The 21,958-nt window shown below is 64.0% G+C and carries 18 protein-coding genes and 1 tRNA gene; 8 read left to right on the top strand and 11 right to left on the bottom strand.

Annotated features, from left to right (window positions below; all coding sequences use genetic code 11):
- Positions 1 to 11: 11 nt before the first annotated feature.
- On the top strand, positions 12 to 1,292 hold the full coding sequence (locus J0L98_RS01340; protein ID WP_296409541.1) for a serine/threonine-protein kinase: 1,281 nt from the start codon (positions 12 to 14) through the stop codon (positions 1,290 to 1,292).
- A 61-nt stretch (positions 1,293 to 1,353) separates the two neighbouring features.
- Here J0L98_RS01340 and grxD read toward each other — a convergent pair whose 3' ends face one another.
- The 5 genes from grxD to gcvA all read right to left on the bottom strand — a co-directional run bounded on the left by grxD (position 1,354) and on the right by gcvA (position 6,022).
- Positions 1,354 to 1,668: a Grx4 family monothiol glutaredoxin gene (grxD, locus tag J0L98_RS01335; protein WP_296409540.1), complete on the bottom strand. Its 315-nt coding sequence runs from the start codon at positions 1,666 to 1,668 to the stop codon at positions 1,354 to 1,356.
- A 61-nt stretch (positions 1,669 to 1,729) separates the two neighbouring features.
- A complete protein-coding gene (gene prmC / locus J0L98_RS01330) occupies positions 1,730 to 2,560 on the bottom strand; it encodes a peptide chain release factor N(5)-glutamine methyltransferase (protein ID WP_296409538.1) in 831 nt (276 codons plus the stop codon).
- Positions 2,561 to 2,562: 2 nt separating this feature from the next.
- Positions 2,563 to 3,648 carry a peptide chain release factor 1 gene (gene prfA / locus J0L98_RS01325; RefSeq protein ID WP_296409536.1) on the bottom strand — a complete coding sequence of 362 codons (1,086 nt, stop codon included), beginning with the start codon at positions 3,646 to 3,648 and terminating at the stop codon, positions 2,563 to 2,565.
- A gap of 48 nt (positions 3,649 to 3,696) precedes the next feature.
- On the bottom strand, positions 3,697 to 4,950 hold the full coding sequence (gene hemA, locus J0L98_RS01320; RefSeq protein ID WP_296409534.1) for a glutamyl-tRNA reductase: 1,254 nt from the start codon (positions 4,948 to 4,950) through the stop codon (positions 3,697 to 3,699).
- Positions 4,951 to 5,047: 97 nt separating this feature from the next.
- Positions 5,048 to 6,022 carry a transcriptional regulator GcvA gene (gene gcvA, locus J0L98_RS01315; RefSeq protein WP_296409533.1) on the bottom strand — a complete coding sequence of 325 codons (975 nt, stop codon included), beginning with the start codon at positions 6,020 to 6,022 and terminating at the stop codon, positions 5,048 to 5,050.
- A gap of 172 nt (positions 6,023 to 6,194) precedes the next feature.
- Between gcvA and J0L98_RS01310 the strand changes: the two genes are divergently transcribed.
- The gene (locus J0L98_RS01310; protein ID WP_296408823.1) at positions 6,195 to 6,341 is read left to right on the top strand and encodes a hypothetical protein; all 147 of its coding nucleotides are present in this window, start codon (positions 6,195 to 6,197) and stop codon (positions 6,339 to 6,341) included.
- 105 nt (positions 6,342 to 6,446) lie between these two features.
- On the opposite strand, the gene J0L98_RS01305 is transcribed toward J0L98_RS01310, so the two are convergent.
- From J0L98_RS01305 to acs, 6 genes are all read right to left on the bottom strand, one after another.
- Positions 6,447 to 6,522, bottom strand: a tRNA-Phe gene (locus J0L98_RS01305).
- Between the two features lie 73 nt (positions 6,523 to 6,595).
- Entirely contained in the window at positions 6,596 to 8,092 is a 1,497-nt protein-coding gene (locus J0L98_RS01300; protein ID WP_296409532.1) for a sensor histidine kinase, read from the bottom strand.
- Positions 8,079 to 8,753, bottom strand: a complete 675-nt coding sequence (locus tag J0L98_RS01295; protein WP_296408828.1) for a response regulator transcription factor — start codon at positions 8,751 to 8,753, stop codon at positions 8,079 to 8,081. The genes J0L98_RS01300 and J0L98_RS01295 overlap by 14 nt, the downstream gene beginning before the upstream one ends.
- A 428-nt stretch (positions 8,754 to 9,181) precedes the next feature.
- The gene (locus J0L98_RS01290; protein WP_296409531.1) at positions 9,182 to 10,951 is read right to left on the bottom strand and encodes a cation acetate symporter; all 1,770 of its coding nucleotides are present in this window, start codon (positions 10,949 to 10,951) and stop codon (positions 9,182 to 9,184) included.
- Entirely contained in the window at positions 10,951 to 11,259 is a 309-nt protein-coding gene (locus J0L98_RS01285; protein ID WP_296409530.1) for a DUF485 domain-containing protein, read from the bottom strand. The genes J0L98_RS01290 and J0L98_RS01285 overlap by 1 nt, the downstream gene beginning before the upstream one ends.
- A 362-nt stretch (positions 11,260 to 11,621) precedes the next feature.
- Positions 11,622 to 13,580, bottom strand: coding sequence for an acetate--CoA ligase (acs, locus tag J0L98_RS01280; protein WP_296409529.1), 1,959 nt, complete (start codon positions 13,578 to 13,580; stop codon positions 11,622 to 11,624).
- Between the two features lie 454 nt (positions 13,581 to 14,034).
- On the opposite strand from acs, the gene mshL reads away from it, so the two are divergent.
- From mshL to J0L98_RS01250, 6 genes are read left to right on the top strand one after another with little or no spacing between them, the layout of a single operon-like run.
- On the top strand, positions 14,035 to 15,765 hold the full coding sequence (gene mshL / locus J0L98_RS01275) for a pilus (MSHA type) biogenesis protein MshL (protein WP_296409528.1): 1,731 nt from the start codon (positions 14,035 to 14,037) through the stop codon (positions 15,763 to 15,765).
- Positions 15,762 to 16,886, top strand: coding sequence for a tetratricopeptide repeat protein (locus J0L98_RS01270; protein ID WP_296409526.1), 1,125 nt, complete (start codon positions 15,762 to 15,764; stop codon positions 16,884 to 16,886). Before mshL ends, J0L98_RS01270 begins: the two co-directional genes overlap by 4 nt.
- On the top strand, positions 16,883 to 18,595 hold the full coding sequence (locus J0L98_RS01265; RefSeq protein WP_296409524.1) for a type II/IV secretion system protein: 1,713 nt from the start codon (positions 16,883 to 16,885) through the stop codon (positions 18,593 to 18,595). Before J0L98_RS01270 ends, J0L98_RS01265 begins: the two co-directional genes overlap by 4 nt.
- Positions 18,592 to 19,794, top strand: a complete 1,203-nt coding sequence (locus J0L98_RS01260; protein ID WP_296409523.1) for a type II secretion system F family protein — start codon at positions 18,592 to 18,594, stop codon at positions 19,792 to 19,794. The genes J0L98_RS01265 and J0L98_RS01260 overlap by 4 nt, the downstream gene beginning before the upstream one ends.
- Before the next feature lie 2 nt (positions 19,795 to 19,796).
- Entirely contained in the window at positions 19,797 to 21,314 is a 1,518-nt protein-coding gene (locus J0L98_RS01255) for a hypothetical protein (RefSeq protein WP_296409522.1), read from the top strand.
- A complete protein-coding gene (locus J0L98_RS01250) occupies positions 21,311 to 21,940 on the top strand; it encodes a hypothetical protein (protein WP_296409521.1) in 630 nt (209 codons plus the stop codon). The genes J0L98_RS01255 and J0L98_RS01250 overlap by 4 nt, the downstream gene beginning before the upstream one ends.
- Positions 21,941 to 21,958: the final 18 nt, after the last annotated feature.

Genomic DNA, 21,958 nt, shown 5'->3' with positions numbered 1-21,958 from the left:
GGACTCTGCACATGGACAGGATAGGCAAGTACGAGGTCAGCCGTCTGCTGGGTGAAGGCGCCACCAGCAGTGTCTATCTTGGCTTCGATCCGTTCACCCAGCGGGAAGTCGCCATCAAGCGCCTCCACCCGGAAACCCTGCGCGGCAGCGAGCGCAGCATGCTCTACCGCCACCTGCTTCTCAACGAAGCCTCGCTTGCCGGAAAGCTCCAGCACCCCCACATCATCCAGATCCACGACGCGGTTATTGATGACAAGGATGCCTATGTGGTCATGGAGTATGTGCCGGGGGGCACCCTGGAGGCCTTCACCCGGGCAGACAACCTGCTGCCTTTCGAGCGTTTGATCGAAATCATCTTCAAGTGCACCCGTGCACTCGACTACGCCTACCTCCACGGTGTGACTCACCGGGACATCAAACCGGCCAACATCCTGCTGACCACCCCGGGCGGCCAGGACATCAAGATCTCCGATTTTGGTGCAGCCCTGCTCACCGCCAGTGAAACCACCCAGGTCAGCGGATTCGGCTCACCGGCCTACATGTCGCCGGAACAGGTCCGCGAGATGCCGGTGGATCACCGCACCGACATCTACTCCCTTGGCGTGGTGATGTACCAGCTACTTACGGGCCGCCTGCCCTTCGACGCCACCACCAACGTGAACATGGTGTACCAGATCGCCCACCATGTGGCGCCGCCGCCATTCAGCATCCGGCCCGAGATACCGGCTGAACTCAGTGCCGTTGTCGACCGGGCCATGCGGCGGGAGATTTCCGAACGCTATGGCACCTGGATGGAGTTCTCCCACGATCTCGCCCAAGCCTATCGTAACCGCAGCCTCACGGCAGACCGCGGCGAGCCGCCAGACAGCGAGAAGTTCGAACGCCTGCGTGCCTTCCGCTTCTTTCGCGAGTTCAGCGACATCGAGATCTGGGAGATCGTCCGCTTCGCCGAATGGAAGCTCATCCCGCCTGGCACGCTGGTGATGAAGGAAGGGGAGCCGGGCAATTATTTCTGCTTCGTGATCGAAGGAGATCTGCGCATCGTCAAGAACGGACACCTGCTGAATGTACTCAGCGTTGGCGACTGTTTCGGTGAAATGGCCCTCTTCGCAGCAGGACGCGGTGCCCGTACGGCCTCGGTCGAAGCCACCTCGGAAACACGCATCCTCACCATTCGGGCACCGGCACTGCTACGGGCATCGGCCCTGTGCCAGATGCATTTCTACAAGGGCTTCCTCGAAGTCCTGTCTTCAAGACTGTCCCTCGCCAACAACCGGATCGCCAGCCTCTGACCCGACCGGCGATGGACGACAAAAAGGCGGCCTGAGCCGCCTTTTTGTTGCGCAGCGCCGTTCAGGCCACCCCGTCGAGGAGCTTCTTCAGTTCGCCGGACTCGTACATTTCGCGCATGATGTCGGAGCCCCCCACGAACTCACCCTTGACGTAAAGCTGGGGGATGGTGGGCCAACTGGCGTATTCCTTGATGCCCTGACGGATGGCTTCGTCAGCCAGCACATCCACTGCAAAGAACTCCTTTACACCGCAGGCGCGCAGGATCTGCGCGGCATTGGAGGAGAAGCCGCAGCGCGGCATGGCCGGGGAACCCTTCATGTACAGAACCACCGGGTTGGAAGTGACTTGGTCGTGAATGATCTTTTGGACGTCCATGGTAGCCTCGCAATAGTTGAGCAATTCAGTCGGGAAAGTCTAGGCCTGCACGGGCGACACGTCAAGAAGCGCGCCAGCATCCATAGCTGACCCGCTCGATCCCTGCCAGATCCCGGGCCGACGCCACCGCGTCGAAACCTGCCCCGGCCAGCAGCGCGCGCACCGAAGCGGCTTGATCATAGCCATGCTCCATCATCAGCCAGCCCCCCGGCATCAGAAATGCCGGCGCCCCTGCGACAATCCGGGCGAGATCATCCAGACCCGCCTGCCCGGACGCCAGTGCCCCCGTGGGCTCGAAACGCACATCCCCTTCCGCCAGATGCGGGTCATCCGCCGCGATATAGGGCGGGTTGCTGACGATGAAATCAAACCCCCCGCCGTCCACGGCAGCGAACCAGTCACTCTCGATGAAATCCACCTGGGCGCCCAGTGCTGCCGCATTGACCCGGGCAATGTCCAGGGCCTCCGCCGACCGATCAAGCGCCGTCAGCCGCGCACCGGGCAGCTCCAGGGCAAGGGTCACCGCGAGGACACCACTGCCGGTTCCCAGGTCGAGAATTCGGGGGGCGCCGTCGTTCGTCGCGACCCGGGCGAGCACAAGCTCAACGATCAGTTCGGTTTCGGGGCGTGGAATCAGCACCGCCGGCGTCACACGGAAGTCGCGCCCGAAAAACTCTCTCGTCCCCAGCAGATAGGCCACCGGCTCCCCGGCCGCACGACGCTCCAGCAAGTCGGCGAAACGGGCGGCAAGCCCGGGGGTAAGCGCGCGCTCCGGATAGGCCGCGATCTGGGCCGTGGAGCAGCCCAGCAGCGCCCCCAGAAGGAGACGCGCCTCACTCGCCGGAATGCGCCCACGTGCCGCCGCCAGGGCTTCACCAATGCTGGCGATCACCCTCAATGACCTTCGTCAGCCAGCGCGGCCAGCAGCTCGGCCTGATGCTCCGCCGTAAGGGCATCCAGCACTTCATCCAGCTCGCCCTGCATCACCGCATCAAGCTTGTACAGGGTCAGGTTGATGCGGTGATCGGTGATCCGACCCTGGGGGTAGTTGTAGGTGCGGATCCGCTCGGAGCGATCACCGCTGCCCACCAGGCTCTTGCGGGTGGCGGCCTCCCGGGCCTGCTGTTCGCGCACCTGGATGTCCTTGATGCGGGCTGCCAGCACACGCAGGGCTGAGGCCTTGTTCTGATGCTGGGAGCGCCCATCCTGGCACTCTGCGACGATGCCGGTAGGCAGGTGGGTGATGCGCACCGCAGAGTCGGTCTTGTTGATGTGCTGGCCACCGGCCCCGGAAGCCCGGAAGGTGTCGATGCGCAGATCGGCCGGGTTGAGCTCCACATCCCCGACTTCATCGGCTTCGGGCATGACCGCCACGGTACAGGCTGAAGTGTGGATGCGCCCCTGGGTTTCGGTAGCCGGAACCCGCTGCACCCGATGGCCACCCGACTCGAACTTGAGACGCGAATAGGCCCCGGCGCCGGCGACCCGGATGATCACTTCCTTGAACCCCCCGAGCTCCGAATCACTGGCGGACATGGTCTCCACCCGCCAGCCCTGGCGCTCCGCATAGCGCGTGTACATGCGCAGCAGGTCACCGGCAAACAGCGCCGCCTCGTCGCCGCCCGTTCCGGCCCGGATCTCGAGAAAGAGGTTGCGCTCGTCGTTCGGATCCCGGGGCAGGAGTGCCGTCTGCAGATCAACCTCGATCCGTGCCTGAGTCTCCCGGGCCGACGCCAGTTCAAGCTCGGCCAGCTCCTTCATTTCCGGATCGGAAATGAGTTCCTTTGCCGTGACTTCATCGGCAACGGCCTGACAATAGACCTGGTACAGGGCCACCACCGGCGTGATCTCCGCGTGCTCGCGGGTCAACCGACGGTAGTTGTCCATGTCGCTGGCCGCTTCGCTGGTGGCCAGCAGGCGGTCGAGCTCCTGGAGGCGGTCGGAAAGATTGTCCAGCTTGTCGCGGATACGCTGTTTCATGGGGATACCGGCCTGCGCGCGCAGGCATGAAGACACCGGCCCGACAGGCTAGTCGTCCCGGGAAAGATTGAAGAGACGCTGGACCAGCTGGGTGCAGTCGCCCCGGTGGTCACCCTGCGCATCGTTGAGGAAGCGGGTGGGCGCGTGCATCAGTTTGTTGGTGAGCCCCTGACTGAGGGACTCCAGGACTTTCTGCGGGTCATCACCCCGGGCCAGCATGCGCAGCGCCCGTTCGAGTTCGGCCTGACGAAGCTGATCAGCATGTTCGCGCAGGGCCCGAATGGTGGGAACAGTATCACGGCTGTCCAGCCAGTGAAGGAAGCCATCGACCCGCTCGTCGATGATGCCCTCCGCCTCCACCACCGCAGCCTGCCGGGACTCAAGCCCCGAATCCACCACCTGGGCCAGATCGTCGACGGTATAGAGGAATACGTCGTCCAGCTCTGCCACCTCGGGTTCGATATCCCGCGGCACCGCCAGATCCACCATCACCATGGGGCGGCGTCGACGCGCCTTCAATGCCCGCTCGACCACGCCGAGACCAATCACTGGCAACGGACTGCCCGTGCAGGAGACGACGATGTCGTAGCCCGGCAGCGCATCACCCACCTGGTCGAGGCGCAGGACGTCTGCGCCAAAGCGCCCCGCCACCGCCTCGGCCCGAGACAAAGTACGGTTGGCAATGGTGATGCGACGCGGCTTCTCGCCGCCGAAGTGGGCGGCGCACAGCTCGATCATCTCGCCGGCCCCCACGAAGAGCACACGCTGATCGCTGACCCGCTCGAAGATGCGCTCGGAAAGATGCACGGCGGCGGCGGCCATCGACACGATGTTGGCACCGATAGCGGTGGTGGATCGCACTTCCTTGGCCACCGAAAAGGTGCGCTGGAAGAGCTTGTGCATGGTTGCACCAAGGGTACCGGCCTCCTCCGCCTGGCGTACCGCATCCTTCATCTGCCCAAGGATCTGGGGCTCACCGATCACCATGGAGTCCAGCCCGCTGGCCACCCGGAACACGTGCCGCACGGCATCCCGCTGGGGCAGGGTGTACAGATAGGGCGACAGATCCTGCAAGGCCACCCGGTGATACTCCGCGAACCAGTCGGCCGCATGGCGGGGCTGCTGGGTGGCAAAGTAGAGCTCGGTGCGATTGCAGGTGGACAGGATGGCCGCTTCCTTCACCGGCTTGGCGCGGACAAAGTCCGCCAGCGCCTGAACCAGCCGCTCAGGACGAAACGCCACCTGCTCGCGGATGGCGAGCGGTGCAGTGTGGTGGTTCAGTCCGAGGGCAAACAGCTGCATGGGTGGCGCCAGGCAGGGGCGGAAATTTTAGCCGGCGATTATATCACCCGACCTTTTGCCCACAGCACGGCCTGGATCAAGGCACGCTCCGGCCTGATCAGATTCGGCCCGCCATCGGCGCCAGGGGCCCGGCGGCGGCCAACCCCGCCTCGGCCATCAACCAGGCCCGAAAGTCCCTGACCACCGGACGCTCCTGCACGGCATCATGCGCCACCAGGCTGTAAACGTAGCGTGACGGTAGCGCCAACGGGAAGGGCACCACCAACCGCCCCGACCTGACATCGGCCTCCACCAGGGGCCACAAGGCCAGCGCCACCCCCTGCCCACCCAAGGCCGCCTCGAGAACGAGCACCGCACTGGAAAACCGCGGCCCCCGACTGCAGTCCACGTCCGCCACGCCTGCCAGGCGAAACCACTCCGCCCAGCTCGGTCGCATCGTCTCATCCGGGATGGACTCGTCGTGGATGAGGATCTGCCGGCCCAGGTCCACCGGCGCGCTCAACGGCCCGCAACGCCCCAAGAGATCGGGGCTGCATACCAGCACATACTCGGGCTGGAGCAGGAGATCGCTGCAGAAACCCGGGTAAGCCCCTTTGCCAAAGCGAATCGCAACGGCGCTGCCTGCATCCCGCGGATTGGCCAGCACACCTTCCGGCCCATGCCCCGGCCCATCGATGTTGCACACGTCGCTGGCCAGCCTCAGCGCCACGTCGGGATGCTTGGCCGCAAAACGCGACAGGCGTGGCACCAGCCAGCGCTGGGCAAAGGACGGTGGCGCATGCACGGTCAGCCCGTTCTCCGGCGGAGCCTGCACAAGCGTCACTGCCGCCGCCAGCGCATCCAGCCCTTCCCGAACCCGGGGCAGCATTGCCCGCCCCGCTTCGGTCAGCCCGAGCGCACCCGGCACACGGCGAAACAAGGACACCCCCAGATACGCTTCCAGCACCTTGATCTGCTGGCTGACCGCCCCAGGCGTCACGAACAACTCCGCGGCTGCCCGCTTGAAGCTCAAATGACGCGCCGAAGCCTCAAAGGCCCGCAGTGCAGGAAGAGGCGGCAAACGATAGCGCATTGCCCAATCGGTTAAGTAAAACTTGATCGTAGCATCAGAAAGCGTAGTTTGCTGCGCCGCAACATGAAATCTATAGTGGCAACAGGCGCCCTGCAAGGTCCGGCACTTGGCACCCTCCCCTCTGCCCGGCACCGGACCGCGCCATCCTGGCATCACCTACAAGGAGAGCAAAATGAACCTCGACTACCTCAGCCGACTTCTCACCCCCCCGCTCGAAGAGCGCGCTGCCCACGAAGGTCGCGCACTTGCCGGCAACAGCACCGAACCGCTGGAAGTGGACGCCTACTTCAAGGAAGTCTTCGCTGGCCAGATCCTCTGATTGAGGATCGCCCCTTCCCCGCGTCCGCCCAGAGACACGGGGCTTTGTCCCCATGAACGCAAAAACGCCGACCACAAGGGTCGGCGTTTTTGCTTGAAAAGTTCTTGGTGGCCAGTCGCGGAATCGAACCACGGACACGCGGATTTTCAATCCGCTGCTCTACCAACTGAGCTAACTGGCCAACGAGGACCGCATTATAGGCAAGGCCTACGACTTCGTCAAACAGGAAATCATGTTTTTCTGGCCGGGTGTGTTCAGGCGGGAGGAAACTGATCCGCAGGGATTCGGGTTTCGGGGGTGGGCGCCTCTTCACCCGCTCGGCTACGGGGGAAGACGACCTGGGCGATGGTGCCCTTGCCGCTGGGATTGGGGATGAGGCTGACCTTGGCGCGATGGAGTTCGGCAATCTCGCGAACGATGGGAAGACCCAGGCCGGAGCCGCTTTCAGTGCTGCCGAGCACCCGGTAGAAACGCTCGAAGACGCGCTCCCGGTCCACGTCGGGCACCCCGATCCCCGTATCCTCCACCTCCAGGATGGCGCGCTCGGTGGCGATGGTGCGCACGGTGACGCAGCCGCCTTCGGGGGTGTACTTGATGGCGTTGTCGATCAGGTTCTTGACCAGCTCGCCCAGGAGCACCGGATTGCCATCGATGAGCAGCGGCTCCCCGGTGGTTTCCAGGCCGAAGTCGATGTTCTTCTGACGGGCCCGGGGGACGAAGTCGCTGAGCATGGCGCGCAGGAGCGTTTCGAGGTCCACCCGCTCCACCGCGTAGATCTTTTCGTAGCTGGCCTCGGCCCGAGCCAGGGAAAGGAGCTGGTTGATCAGGTGCCCGGCGCGTTCGGCACTCTGGGAGATATGGATCAACGAGCGATGGACCTGGACCGGGTCGGTCTCCATCATGGCAAGATCGGTCTGCATGCGCAGCCCCGTCAGCGGGGTGCGCATCTGGTGGGCCGCATCGGCGATGAACCGCTGCTGGGCCTGAAGGTTCTCCTCAAGACGGGCCATCATTTCATTGAAGGCGATGATCAGGGGCCGCACTTCTTCCGGCACGCCCGACACAGAGATCGGCGACAGATCCGAAGGGCGCCGCCGGCGGATCAGGCGCTGGAGCTGATTGAGGGGGGCAATGCCGCGGGAGAGGCCCAACCACACCAGGATCACGGCAATGGGAATGATGGCAAACTGGGGCAGCAGCACGCCCGTCACCACCCGCGAGGCGAGGGTACTGCGCTTGTTGCGTGTCTCCGCCACCTGGAGAAGCACCAGGCGCGAGGGTGTGCTGTCGATGGGCTGCACAAACTGGTAGGCCACGCGGACCTCTTCGCCGGCGATGGATTCATCGCGGAACATGACCAGATCGGGTACGACGTTCTCCGGCGCTGCGATGGGCGGGATGTCCTTGTCGCCGGCAAGCAGCTCGCCCTTGAATCCGAGTACCTGGTAGTAGACGGTATCGTCCTCGTCGGCCCTCAGGATCAGGCGGGCCGGCGCGGGGAAGTTCACGCGGGCCTGACCGTTCTCAAGCTTCACCAGCCGGGCGATGGCCCGGACGTTGACGGCCAACGCCTGGTCATAGGGCTGGTTGGCGATGCTGTTGGCAACGTTGTGCGTGACGATGATGGAGATGGGCCACAGGAACAGCAGGGGGGCCAACATCCAGTCGAGGATTTCCCCGAAGAGCGAATTGAAGGCCTTCCCGTCGGTGGCCTCATCGTCCGCCACCTTGCGCCATCTAGGCGACCACATCGGGCTTTTCCAGGCAGTACCCCAGCCCTCTCACGGTCACGATCTGCACGCCACTCTGCTCAAGCTTCTTGCGCAGGCGGTGGACATACACCTCGATGGCATTGTTGGACACCTCCTCGCCCCAGCCGCACAGGTGGTCGACAAGTTGCTCCTTGCTCACCAACCTCCCGGCACGCAGCAATAGCACTTCGAGCAAGCCGACCTCCCGGGCAGAGAGCTCCACCACCTGACCGTCGATCTTGACCACCCGATCGGCCTGGTCGTAGGCGAGGCGGGCGTACTCGATGCAACGGGCCTGACCGGTACCGCGCCGGGTCAGGGCACGGACTCGCGCCTCAAGCTCGGGAAGGGCAAAGGGCTTGGTCAGGTAGTCATCGGCGCCGGCGTCCAACCCCCGAACACGGTCTTCGATGCCATCCTGGGCGGTAAGGATCAGCACCGGCAACGCACATTTTCGGGAGCGCAGGCGGCGCAACACTTCAATGCCGGACAAGCGCGGGAGACCAAGATCGAGAATCAGCAGATCAAAGGTCTGACTCATGAGAGCAAGGTCGGCATCCGCCCCGTTGGGGACATGATCGACGGCATAGCCGGCTTTTTTGAGCGCACGGCACAAGCCGTCGGCAATAATCAGGTCGTCTTCGGCCAACAGGATCCGCATGGCGTTTTCTTGGAAACCAGAAGTGTAAGTTTGAAGTAAGCGGAATATTGCACAGTCGACCCGCTGTTCTCCTTTTACTCGGTCTTGGGGGCAAAGTCGCCGCGCGAGCAGTGGCAACGCCTCGGGGGTTGGTTCGCCCGACGAACCTTCCCCCGCCGTCTTTTTTCGCCCATTCCCGATCGACCGCTGCACGGATCAACCCCTATCCGGGGGTTTTCGGCCCTGGCAGCACGCTCCCAAAACAATCCGTCCGAGTCTAGCACAGGGCCGTGCGAGCATCGCACACGCATGCCCATCGCGCGTCTTCGCGGGCGGTAACGAGCCTGGTGCAAAGCCGCACATGCATGAAAAAACCCCGGCTGCCTTGCGGCAAGCCGGGGTTTTCCAATACTTCCGGCAGGGCCGAAGCCCGCCGGCAATACAACTACTTAGTGACCCGAAGCACCGGAGGCACCGATACCGGTTTCGGACCGGATCAGCTGGGCGGCGAAGTCGGCACGTTCCTGCTGGGCATTCGGGCTGCGGTCAAGCAGCGAGAAGATCCAGATACCCACGAAGCCGATGGTCATGGAGAACAGGGCCGGCGAGGTATAGGGGAACGGAGCGGAACCCTTCGGGTTGCCCAGGGTGGCGACCCACACGGAGTCCGACAGCACGGTCATCACCACGGCGCTCAGCAGGCCGAGGAAGCCACCGATAACGGCACCCTTGGTGGTGCAGTCCTTCCACAGCACGCTCATGAAGAGCACCGGGAAGTTGGCGGATGCGGCGATGGCGAAGGCCAGGGACACCATGAAGGCGATGTTCTGCTTTTCGAAGGCGATACCCAGGACCACGGCGATCACGCCGAGAACGATGGTGGTGATGCGCGAAACACGCAGCTCGGAAGCGGAATCCGCATTGCCATTCTTGAACACCGTGGCGTACAAGTCATGGGACACGGCGGAAGCACCGGACAGGGTCAGACCGGCAACCACGGCCAGGATGGTGGCAAATGCGACCGCGGAGATGAAGCCGAGGAAGATATTGCCGCCGACTGCATTGGCGAGGTGGATAGCTGCCATGTTGCCGCCGCCCTTCAGGGCGCCCTTGGCATCCAGGAAGGTGGGGTCGGTCAGCACGAAGCAGATGGCACCAAAGCCGATCACGAAGGTCAGGATGTAGAAGTAGCCGATCCAGACGGTCGCCCAGCCCACGGACTTGCGTGCTTCCTTGGCATCCGGCACGGTGAAGAAGCGCATCAGGATGTGGGGCAGACCAGCGGTACCGAACATCAGCGCCATACCGAAGGAGATGGCGGAGATCGGATCCTTCACGAAGGAGCCCGGGCCCATGATGGAGTCGCCCTTCTTGGCAGCCATCGCAGCGGTCACTTCGGCCACATCCTTGCCGGACGCGGCAGCGGCGGTCGCCGCATCAGCGATCAGCTTGGCATCCTTGGCAGCGAGGGCGGTCTTGATCTCGACAGCCTTGGCGAACATCGCTTCCGGACTGAAACCGAACTTGATGAGCACCATGAAGGCCATGAAGGAAGCACCGGCCAGCAGCAGCACGGCCTTGATGATCTGCACCCAGGTGGTGGCGGTCATGCCACCGAAGAGCACATAAACCATCATCAGCGCGCCAACGATCACCACCGCCATCCAGTACTCGAGGCCGAAGAGCAGCTTGATCAGCTGACCGGCACCGACCATCTGGGCGATGAGGTAGAAGGCCACCACGACCAGCGTGCCGGAAGCGGCGAAGGCACGGATCGGGGTCTGCTGGAAGCGGTAACCGGCCACGTCAGCAAAGGTGAACTTGCCGAGGTTGCGCAGACGCTCTGCCATCAGGAAGGTGATGACCGGCCAGCCCACGAGGAAGCCGATCGCGAAGATCAGGCCGTCGTAACCGTTGGCCATCACCGCAGCGGAAATACCCAGGAAGGACGCGGCGGACATGTAGTCACCGGCGATCGCCAGGCCGTTCTGGAAGCCGGTGATGCCACCGCCGGCGGTGTAGAAGTCGGCAGCCGATTTGGTCTTCGAGGCCGCCCACTTGGTGATGAACATCGTGCCGGCAACGAAGATGCCGAACATGATGATGGCCGTCCAGTTGGTGGCCTGCTTCTCAGCCTGGCCAAGGTCGGCGCCAGCAGCAAGGACGGCGCCGGAGGCCAGCATGGCCAGAAGGCCGAGCAAGAGTTTGGAATTGCGCATCACTTGGTGGCCTCCTTGATGACCTGAGCCTTCAGATCGTCAAACTCGGTATTGGCACGACGAATGTAGATACCGGTGATGATGATGGTGAACAGAATCACACCAACGCCAATGGGAATACCAATCGACATCACACCCGCGCCTGTCTTCTGCGCCAGGAACTCCTTGTTGAAGGCCACCAGCAGGATGTAACCGTAGTAAACGATCATCATCAGCGCTGTCATGATCCAGCCATAGGAATTGCGTTTCGAGACCAGCTCCTGGTATTTTGGATTTGCCCGGATGCGGTCGCCGAGGTCGTCTTTCATATTTCTCCTCCTCTTCGAATAAACCTGCCAGGAGCCAAAGGGACTCCTTTAGGGGTATGTGCAAGTTACAGGCTGACACTTACATCCAACTTACGCTAACGGAAGAAACGGGCCGCCTTGATCGCAGACAGGAAACTCCATCAGGATCAAGCACATAGAAAAAAGAAGGCGTCGCCGACCTCAATTACCGGAAACTCGGCCCGGAAAGTGGACGAAAAAAAGGCGCGAGATTCGCGCCTTTTTCCCCCCCTCTACCCCCGGCCTGACTGCACCGGGTTCCTCCCCTGTTTTTTCTTTTTCCGATTTGCCGTGTTTATTGTTTTCTGCAAATCGCCCCAGCCATTGGGCCGGGGAATGATTTCTTACTTGAGCTGTTCCAGGATCGCCGGGTTCTCCAGCGTCGAGGTGTCCTGGGTGATTTCCTCGCCCTTGGCCAGCTGGCGGAGCAGACGGCGCATGATCTTGCCGGAGCGGGTCTTCGGCAGGTTCTCACCGAAACGGATGTCTTTCGGCTTGGCGATCGGCCCGATTTCCTGACCAACCCAGTTCTGCAGCTCCTTGATCATCGCAACGGCAGCATCGCCGGTCGGACGCGCACCCTTGAGCACCACGAAGGCCACGATTGCTTCACCGGTCAGATCATCCGGACGGCCAACCACAGCAGCCTCGGCAACCTTCTCGTGGGCGACCAGGGCGGATTCGATTTCCATCGTACCCATACGGTGACCGGAAACGTTCAGCACATCATCGATACGGCCGGTGATGGTGAAGTAGCCGGTGTCCTTGTCGCGGATGGCACCGTCGCCCGCCAGGTACAGCTTGCCCTGGAAGTCAGCCGGGTAGTAGGACTTCACGAAACGGTCCGGATCGCCCCAGATGGTGCGGATCATGGACGGCCACGGACGCTTGACAACCAGGATGCCGCCCTGACCCCAGGGAACTTCGGTACCGGTTTCGTCAACCACGGCGGCCTGGATGCCCGGGAAGGGCAGCGTGCAGGAACCGGGGATCAGCGGGGTGGCGCCAGGCAGCGGGGTGATCATGTGGCCGCCGGTCTCGGTCTGCCAGAAGGTATCCACGATCGGGCAGCGGCTGCCGCCAACGTTCTCGTAGTACCACTCCCAGGCTGCGGGGTTGATCGGCTCGCCGACCGAACCCAGGATGCGCAGGCTGGACATGTCGTAGTTCTTGGGATGCACGGCCGGGGTGTTGTCCGCCGACTTGATCAGCGAACGGATCGCGGTCGGGGCGGTGTAGAACACGGAGACCTTGTGATCCTGGATCATCTTCCAGAAACGGCCGGCGTCCGGGTAGGTGGGCACGCCTTCGAACACCACTTCGGTTGCACCGCAGGCCAGAGGGCCGTAGGTGATATAGGTGTGGCCCGTGACCCAGCCGATATCGGCGGTACACCAGAAGACATCATTCGGCTTGATGTCGAAGGTGTACTTCATGGTCAGCACGGCGTGCAGCAGATAGCCGCCAGTGGAGTGCTGAACGCCCTTCGGCTTGCCCGTGGAGCCGGAGGTGTAAAGAAGGAACAGGGGATGCTCGGCCTCAACCCATTCCGGCTCGCAGACGTCGGACTGCTGGGCAACCAGATCGTCGGCCCAGAGGTCACGACCGGCGACCATGGCGGTTTCGGCGCCGGTGCGCTTGACCACGATGACGCTCTTGATGGTCGGGCAGCCGCTGGCCAGCGCTTCGTCGGCGATGGACTTCAGGGGCAGCGCCTTGCCGCCACGATTCTGACCGTCGGAGGTGATCAGCAGAACGGCGCCGGCATCGTTGATGCGGTCGGCCAGGGACTGGGCGGAGAAGCCGCCGAACACGATGGAGTGGGTTGCGCCGATACGGGCGCAAGCCTGCATGGCAACCACACCTTCAATGGACATCGGCAGATAGATGACGACGCGATCACCCTTCTTGACGCCCTGACCCTTCAGCGCGTTGGCGAACTTGCTGACGCGGCTGAGGAGATCGGAGTAGGTGACCTTGGTTACATCACCCTTGTCGCCTTCAAAAATCAGCGCAACTTTGTCGCCCAGACCATTCTTGACCTGACGGTCAAGACAGTTGTAGGAAACGTTCAGCTTGCCATCGGCAAACCACTTGAAGAACGGCGCATTGCTCTCATCCAGGACCTGGGTAAAGGGGGTTTGCCAGTCCAGCAGCTCCTTGGCACGGGTGCCCCAGAAAGCTTCGTAATCCTTTTCGGCTTCGGCACACAGGGCTTTGTACGCATCCATGCCCGACACCGCCGCGTTCTTTACCACCTCTTCAGACGGATAGTAGAACTTCTGGGTGGTTTCGCTCGTCATTTTTTCACCTCTCCTCGTGTTATGAGTGTGCAACGTTGTTAGCTCTGAAACCTTGCTGGCGGGGAGTCCGGCCGCTGATGCCTCTTGGATGCTTGCGCCTTGTGGTGGCGCTTATTGGTGCACCTGCCCTGGGTCCGACAAGCATTAAAGTTGATCAATCTTACACAGGACTTACACAAGATGGCTTCGGCACCCGTTCCGGGCATGGGGCGTTTGGTCTGCACCGTTCTCGTGCATAGCGGGGGTGAACGTACCCAAGACGCCGGCACGAAAACTCATAATGCATTAAATGAAATAGAATGCATGCCATTGAGATAAATTTGTCGACGTCGCGATGCCGGTCCGCTCTCTTCTGCTCCTGCCGTTCCTGCTGGCTGCGTGCGCCTCACGCCCTCCTGAGCTTACGTCGTCAGGGCATCTTCGAACCGAAACCACTGCGCTGCCCACCGCACCCGTGCCACCCTTGTTACGGGACGTCCTGCCCTTACCCGCACCGGTCGCAGCCTCCAGGCTGGAAACCTACTCGGTGGTCGTCACCGGAGTAAATATCCAGGATCTGCTCTTTGCACTGGCCCGCGACGCCCGGATCAACCTCGACGTCCACCCTGGCCTGACCGGAAACGTCACCCTCAACGCGGTCGATCAGACCCTGCCTCAGATCCTCGACCGTCTCACACGGCAGGTGGACATGCGCTACGAGATCCATGGCAGGAACCTCTCCGTCATGCCGGACACCCCTTTCCTGCGTAGCTACCGCCTCGACTACGTGAACCTCAACAGAACGGTGACAGGCACCGTTTCCACCAACACCCAGATCGCGACCGGCGGCACCGGCAGCATGCTGGCCGGCGCGGGCACGGCGGTAGGGCAGGCCGTCGGTGGCAACACCTCAGCCACACGGATAGAAAACCTCTCGCGAAACCAGCTTTGGGAGTCCCTGGAAAAGAACCTGCGCGACCTCCTGCGTGAGACCGACAAGATACTGCCCGAGGGGTCCAGCGAGACCGTCGTCGAGAACACGGAGACGGCGAGCAGCAGCGGACAAGGGGTGAAGCCTGACCTCGGCACCCAGGGCGGGGGCAAGCCGCTGCGCAATCGGAGCACCGCCGGCCGGCCAAGCATGCCCATCGGCTCGGGCGCCATGCAGAGCAACACCACCACCACGGTCCACAAGTCCACGTTTCGCGAAGCCGCATCGGTGATCGCCAACCGGGAAACCGGCGTTCTCACTGTCCGCGCCACGGCGCGTCAGCATGAGAAGGTCAGTGAGTTCATCGACCGGGTGACGTCGGCGGCACGGCGCCAGGTGCTTATCGAAGCGACCATCGTCGAAGTCAGCCTCGGTGACACCTATCGGCAAGGAATCGAATGGAGCCGGATCCTCACCAGCGGGACGCGCTTCGGAATCAGCGGCCCGGGCCTGGGCAGCACCGCGGGCAACGCCATCACCCCATTCAGTGTCACCTACAACAGCGCCGACGGTATCGACTCCACAGTCAAGCTGCTGGAGAGCTTCGGCACGGTGAAGGTGCTCTCCAGCCCCAAGCTCTCGGTGCTCAACAACCAGACTGCTGCCATCAAGGTGGTGGAAGAGTATGTCTATTTCAGCGTCAAGGCCGATACCACCCAGACAACCAACGCTGGCGCACTCACCACGGTCACCACAACCCCCCAGTCGGTTTCCGTCGGGCTGGTGATGACCGTCACGCCCCAGATCAGCGACACCGATGAGGTCATCCTCAACGTCCGCCCGACCATCTCCAGCATCTCGGACTTCCGCCGTGACCCCAACCCGAGCATTCCGGGCGGCATCGCCAACCTTGTGCCACAGATACGAACCCGCGAGATCGAGTCCATCCTGCGCATCGGAAATGGAGAGACGGCGATTCTCGGCGGCCTGATGGAAGACCGCATCGACTTCAAGACCGGACGGGTTCCGCTTATCGGCCAGATTCCCCTGCTCGGGGAGATCTTCACCAACCGCGACAATGGCATCCAGAAGACCGAGCTGGTCATATTCCTGCGCCCGGTGGTCGCCAGTGCAGCCCGGTCTGCCGGTGCTGGAGGTCATCTGCACGACCGCCTTCCCGACGCGAGCTTCTTCCGCAACACCCCCACACCCGGCACCCCCAACTTCCCCCCCGACACCGGGCGCCTTGATGCACCGGCAAAGCATCAACCATGAGCCGCCTCCTCGAAGCCCTGCGCCAAGCCGAAGGCGACAGCCATGTATCCGCGCCGCCAGCCCGCGGGGCGACGCACTCCGGACTAGCACTCGAACCCCTCACCGGAGATTCGCAACCGTCCGTTGAACCTGCCAGGGATAGGCCGGCCTCGCCCCCCGGCCCCACCGCCGAGCCTACCCCGCCGATACGACATCCCTCCTCATCCCTTGTTCGCCCCCTGCTGATCGGACTTGCCGGTGCAGCGGCACTGGCGGGGATGGCCGGCGGCATCTGGCTGGAGCTGCAACCCCTGGCCCACGCCGATGCACCCCACCCGGGCCGGCAGATGCCGCCGGTGGTCTTGCCCGCGGCGCCAGCGGATCCGGCAGCCACGCTACCTGCCACCATTGGCCCATTGTTAACAACGGCTGAGAGCCCGGGCCTTCCCCTGCCAGTGCTTACAAGGCCAGCAGTCGGCCCCCGGCCTGCGCGACATTCTGACGCGCCCGACCCGCCAACCACTCATCGTGACGGACTCGAACCCCAATTCCGGCAGAGCAACTCCGGGGGTGAAACCCAGCCCACTTCCGCGGCCCATGCAGCCCTCATGGCAGGTGACACGGTCCGTGCCGAGGCGCTCTATCGCGCTGCACACCAGATCGCACCCACAGACACCGACGCGCTCCGCGGCCTTGGCGCCCTGGCATTGCAGGCCCGCCGCCCAGTCGACGCAGAGGCTTACTTCACTGCAACCCTGGATCTCGACCCGACCGACCCGGTCGCCATCGCCGGACTGAGCCTCGTCCGACCGGACACCGCCACCGAATCCCGTCTTCGCCAGCTCATCGCCGGGCAGCCGGACGCCCTTGCACCCCGGCTTGCCATTGCCGAACGCCTCGCCCGCGAACAGCACTGGGCCGAAGCCCGGCGCAGCTACGCCCTGGCCCACGCCCTCGCGCCGACGGACCCGGACATCACTTATAACCTGGCGGTGAGCCTCGATCATTCAGGCCAGCGCCACCTGGCCGCCGATCACTACCGCCTGGCCCTGGACCTGGCGGCGCAACAGTCCGCGCGCTTCAACCCATCCCAGTGCGCGGCGCGCCTGCACGCGCTCACTTCTGTCGAGGCATCCCCATGAACAAGGCGCCACAGACCCCTCAACCCATTGGCCAGACGCTCATTGCCCTGGGCCTGATCAGCAGCGACCAGCTTCACATCGCCCTGCGCGAACAGACGCGCACCCGGGAGATCATCGGCCGGCAGCTCGTCCGTCTGGGCTTTCTTTCCGAGGCCACACTGCGCGATGCCCTGGCCCGCAGCCTTGACCAAACCTGTGCCGACCTCACCGGCCTGTTGCCAGACGCAGAAGCCCTCACCCTGGTACCGCGTCAGGCCGCCCGCCGTCTCGGCCTGATCCCCCTCAGCTACGACGCCGAGCGATGTCACCTGGTCGTCGCATCCAGCAACACCCGGGACATCCTCGCCCAAGACCAGCTCCGCAGCCTGCTCCCCAGCGGCGCCACCGTCGAGCTGCGGCTCGCGGGCGACTCCGAGATCGCCTGCGCCATCGACATGCTCTATGGGCACGAGCTGTCCATCGACGGAATCCTTCATGAGATCGAAACGGGCGAGACGGACGCCAGCGGTCTGGCCGGCCGGGGCGACACCTACGCCCAGCCGGTGGTACGGCTGATCGACGCCCTGCTTGCCGATGCCGTCAAGCGCGGCGCCTCCGACCTCCACTTCGAACCGGAAGCAGGCTTCCTGCGCATCCGCTATCGCATCGACGGCCTCCTGCGCCAGATCCGCGCCCTGCACAGATCCTACTGGCCCGCCATGGCGGTGCGCATCAAGGTCATGGCCGGACTCAACATTGCGGAGACCCGCGCCCCCCAGGATGGCCGGATTTCCCTCAGCGTTAGCGGCCGCCCTGTGGACTTCCGCGTCTCCACGCAGCCCACCATCCATGGCGAGAACATTGTCCTTCGGGTACTGGATCGTCAGAAAGGCATCGTCGGCCTGAATGAACTCGGGCTCAGCGCTCCCCGCCTCGATCTGCTCAAACTGATGATCGCCCGGCCGGAAGGGCTGATCCTCGTCACCGGCCCCACCGGCAGCGGCAAGACCACCACCCTGTATTCCATCCTTGGTCACATCAATGCGGAGGGCATCAACATCATGACCCTCGAAGACCCGGTGGAATATCCCATGGCGCAGATCCGCCAGACCGCGGTATCCGATTCGGCCAGGCTGGATTTCGCCAATGGGGTGCGGGCCATGCTGCGCCAGGATCCGGACGTGATCCTGGTAGGCGAAATCCGCGATAGCGACACCGCCCGCATGGCCTTCCAAGCGGCCATGACCGGACATCAGGTGTATTCCACCCTGCACACCAGCTCGGCCATCGGCGCCATCCCGCGCCTGTTCGACCTGGGCATCGTGCCCGACATCCTGGCCGGCAACCTTATCGGCATCGTGGCCCAGCGACTGGTACGCCGCCTGTGCCCCCACTGCCGCGAAGCCTACCCCGCTGCCGACTACGAAATGCGGCTGCTGGGATGTACCGACAATGCAGTGCGCCCCACCCTGTTCCGCGCCCGGGGCTGCCCCCAGTGCGACTTCCAGGGCTACCGGGGGCGCATGGCCATCATGGAACTGCTACGCATGGACGCGGACTTGGACGAACTGATTGCCCGTCGCGCCACGGCCCGCGAACTCCATCATGCGGCGGCCTCCCGGGGCTTCAGGCCGCTGGCCGACGATGGCTCCCGCCGGGTCCTGGAGGGCAGCACGTCCTTCGAGGAACTCTCCCGGGTCATCGACCTGACCGGACGCCTGCTCCCATGAGTGATTTCGGCTATCGGGCGATGAACCGCCAAGGCCGCATCGTGCGCGGACGGATGGATGCCGCCAACCCGGGCGATCTCGAACTGCGCCTGCACCGACTCGGACTGGACCTGGTCCACGGTACACCGGTGCGGCCGATGAACTGGCGCCCCAAGCGCAAGATCAGCCGGCGCGAGCTGATCAACTTCTGCTTTCACCTGGAGCAGTTCCTGCGGGCTGGCGTGCCGATCATCGACAGCCTCGCCGACCTGCGCGACGCCCTGCATCGCGCGCCCTTCCGCCAGATCATCGGCGACGTCGTGGAGGCCATCGAGGGCGGACTCAGCCTGTCCCAGGCGCTGCAACGCCATCCCGAGGTCTTCAATGGCGTCTTTTGCAGCCTGGTACGGGCCGGCGAACACACCGGGCGGCTGCCGGAAGTCCTCCGCGCCCTCACCGACGCCCTCAAGCGTGACGATGAGCTGGCCGCCTACGCCCTGCGCATCGCCCTCTACCCGGCCATTGTCAGCCTCGTCATCGCCGCAGCGATGGCGGTTGCATTGATCCATGTTGTCCCGGAGCTTGCCCGCCTGTTCCAGAGTGCAGGGCAGGCCCTACCCTGGCAAACCCGGGCCCTCATCGCCCTGTCCGGCTTCGTCATCGAGCACGGCTGGCTGTTGCTGGTGGGCGCCATCGCCAGCGTGGCGCTGGCGCGCCATGCGATCACCACGCGCCCGGCCGCAAGACTGCGCTTCGATGCCGCCCTGCTACGCCTGCCCATCCTCGGCGCCGTCCGGCGCAAGATCATCCTGGCCCGCTTCACCGGCCTGTTCGCAATGATGTACGCCTCGGGCATCACCGTCATCGACGCCCTCAAGTCTGCAGAGGATGTCGTGGGCAATCGGGCTCTGTGCCAGGGGCTGCAACAGGTCGGGCAACACATTGCCCAGGGCAGCAAGGTATCCGACGCCTTCCGCTCCGTCGAACTGTTCCCACCGCTGGTCACCCGCATGTTGCGGGTCGGCGAGAGCACCGGAGCCCTGGACACGGCCCTCGCCAACGTCAGCTACTTCTACGACCGGGATGTGCGAGAAGCCATCGAAAGACTGCAGGCCAGCATCGAACCCACCCTCACCCTGTTGCTGGGCGGGCTGCTGCTGGCGGTCATGGGCGCCGTCATGATGCCGGTCTACGACATCGTCACCCGGATGAAATTCTGAGCATGCGCGGAACCTACATCGTCCACCTCGCCCCCACCTGCCTCACCGCATTCTCCGTTGGGCGCCATGGGGTCGCCGCAGAGCATGCCTTTTCCCACTCGGCGGAAGGGCATCGGGACTTTGAAACCTTCCTTTCCGGACTGGACGGGGCTGCGCGGATCAGCCTGCTCGTGGATGTGCCGGACGAAGCCCACCATATCGAGTCCCTGCCCTTCGTCAGAGGGCGTGACCGACGGGCCATGCTGAGCCGTCGCCAGGACCACCTCTTCGGCGACACACCTTTCCGCAGCCATCTCTCCCTCGGCCGGGAAAGCGATGGCCGCCGCGACGAAAGGATCCTGTTCGCTGCCTTGACGCGCCCGGCCACCATCCGGCCATGGCTCCAGCGGATCGTGGCGTCCCCCTGCGTCCTGGCCGAAATGACCAGCACCTCCTTTCTCTCGCAAGCCCTGGCCATTCCCCTTCAACCGGCGTCCCAGCTCTTCCTGTTCGCCCACCAGACACCTGCCGGATTGCGCGTATCCTGCTTCGAGAACAAGCACTTACGTTTCAGCCGCCTCACCGCCAGCGGCGCAGCCGGCCCTGACTCGGACACTACTTTCGTGGTCGATGAAATCCGGCGCAGCTACGATTACCTGCTAAGCCAGCGCGCCCTGCCGCACAACCGGCCAACAGTGGCATACATCCTGGTGGCGGACGACGCGGCCCGGGATGCCCTGCAGGCCGCCCAGTTTGCCAGCCCGGGCCTGACACTTCAGCCCGTGCTCATGACTGAGGCCAGCGCGGCCCTCCGACTCGTGCCCCCCGGCGCGGGCGCCAACAGCCTGCCACTGCTGATCCAGACTTTCGCCACCCGCCGGCCGCGGCTCCCCCAGTTCGCTCCCACCGACGCCCTCGCCGGACAGCGCCTGCAGCGGCAAGGGCGTATCGCTGGCGCGCTCGCCGCCGTCATCTTCCTCATCTGCCTCGGATCGGCCGGCCTCACACTGCTCGAAGCCCGTGGCAAGCGCAGCCTGACCGAAAACAGCCTGCGCCAGGCCACCATTCTGGAAGCCCGCCTGGTCGACGTCATCGGCAAAACACCCGCCTTACCCCAACCCCTGGAAAAGCTGCGCCCGACCCTGGACATGCTCCAGGCCCTGGCGGCCAGCAGCATGGGGCCCGAACCCGCCCTGCACCGGCTTGCCGCCGCGCTCGCGCCGGTCAGTGGTTTCAATCTGCAGGAGATCGAGTGGACCATCGCCGCCCCCGTTGCAGAACCACCCGCAATGGGGGCGGCCACCCAAGCACTGCGCGTGCGCTTCGACCTCCCAAGCGGCACCGATCGCGCCCGGGAACGGGCGCACCAGGCACTTTCGATCCTGGCAGCCATAGATACCCTGGCAGGCGCGCAGATCCAGATCCTGCGCCAACCCGCCGAAACGTCCGGGTCAGAACCCTTGCGCGTGGCGGCGTCACTCCCAGGCGACATATCACCCCAGCTTGAAGTCCGGGTCCGACTGCCCTTGAACCCACCATGACACCCCCGGGCCACCCCTATCTAAGGCTACGCGCACCTGTCGTCGTCAGCATCCTGCTGTTGGCCGGCGGCATCGCCATCGTCGCTGGAAGCCGCCACGCGCTTGCCACCGCCGAAAACAGGGCACGTTCAGCGGCACAGACGCTGGCGGATGTGGAGCGCCGGCTTGCCAACGCCGAGCATGTCGCGCAGCTCAGTCGTGAAGCCCTGGCCCATCACGCCCAGATGCAGGCCGCAGGCTTCGACCGTCCCACCGACCGGGTCAGGTGGGTCGAGCAGATGGAAGCCCTGCGCAAGGCGCTGCCTGTCGTTCAACTCGATTACGAGATCGGCCCGGAACACCCCATGCACGGTGACCGATCCGATGAGCCACCCACCCTGTTCGCCAGCACCCTGCATGTGCAGGCACGCGTCGCCCATGAGGACGCCTTTCTCACCCTCATCCGCCAACTCCGCGAGGCCGGCCCTGCCCTCCGGCCAACCCGCTGCCAACTCTCCCGCCAGACAGATGACTCGGGACAGGAAAGCCTTTCAGTGCGATGCGATGTGGACTGGATCCGCGCCCGCCTCTCCCCCTCCGAGACGGCCAGCCCTTCGAGTGCCGGCCAGGCCACGGGAGGAGGATGAAAGGTGCCGCTACGCGGC

The sequence above is a fragment of the Zoogloea sp. genome, assembly GCF_017302315.1.
Classification (GTDB): domain Bacteria; phylum Pseudomonadota; class Gammaproteobacteria; order Burkholderiales; family Rhodocyclaceae; genus Zoogloea.
This window is presented reverse-complemented; position numbering and strand designations above follow the sequence as displayed.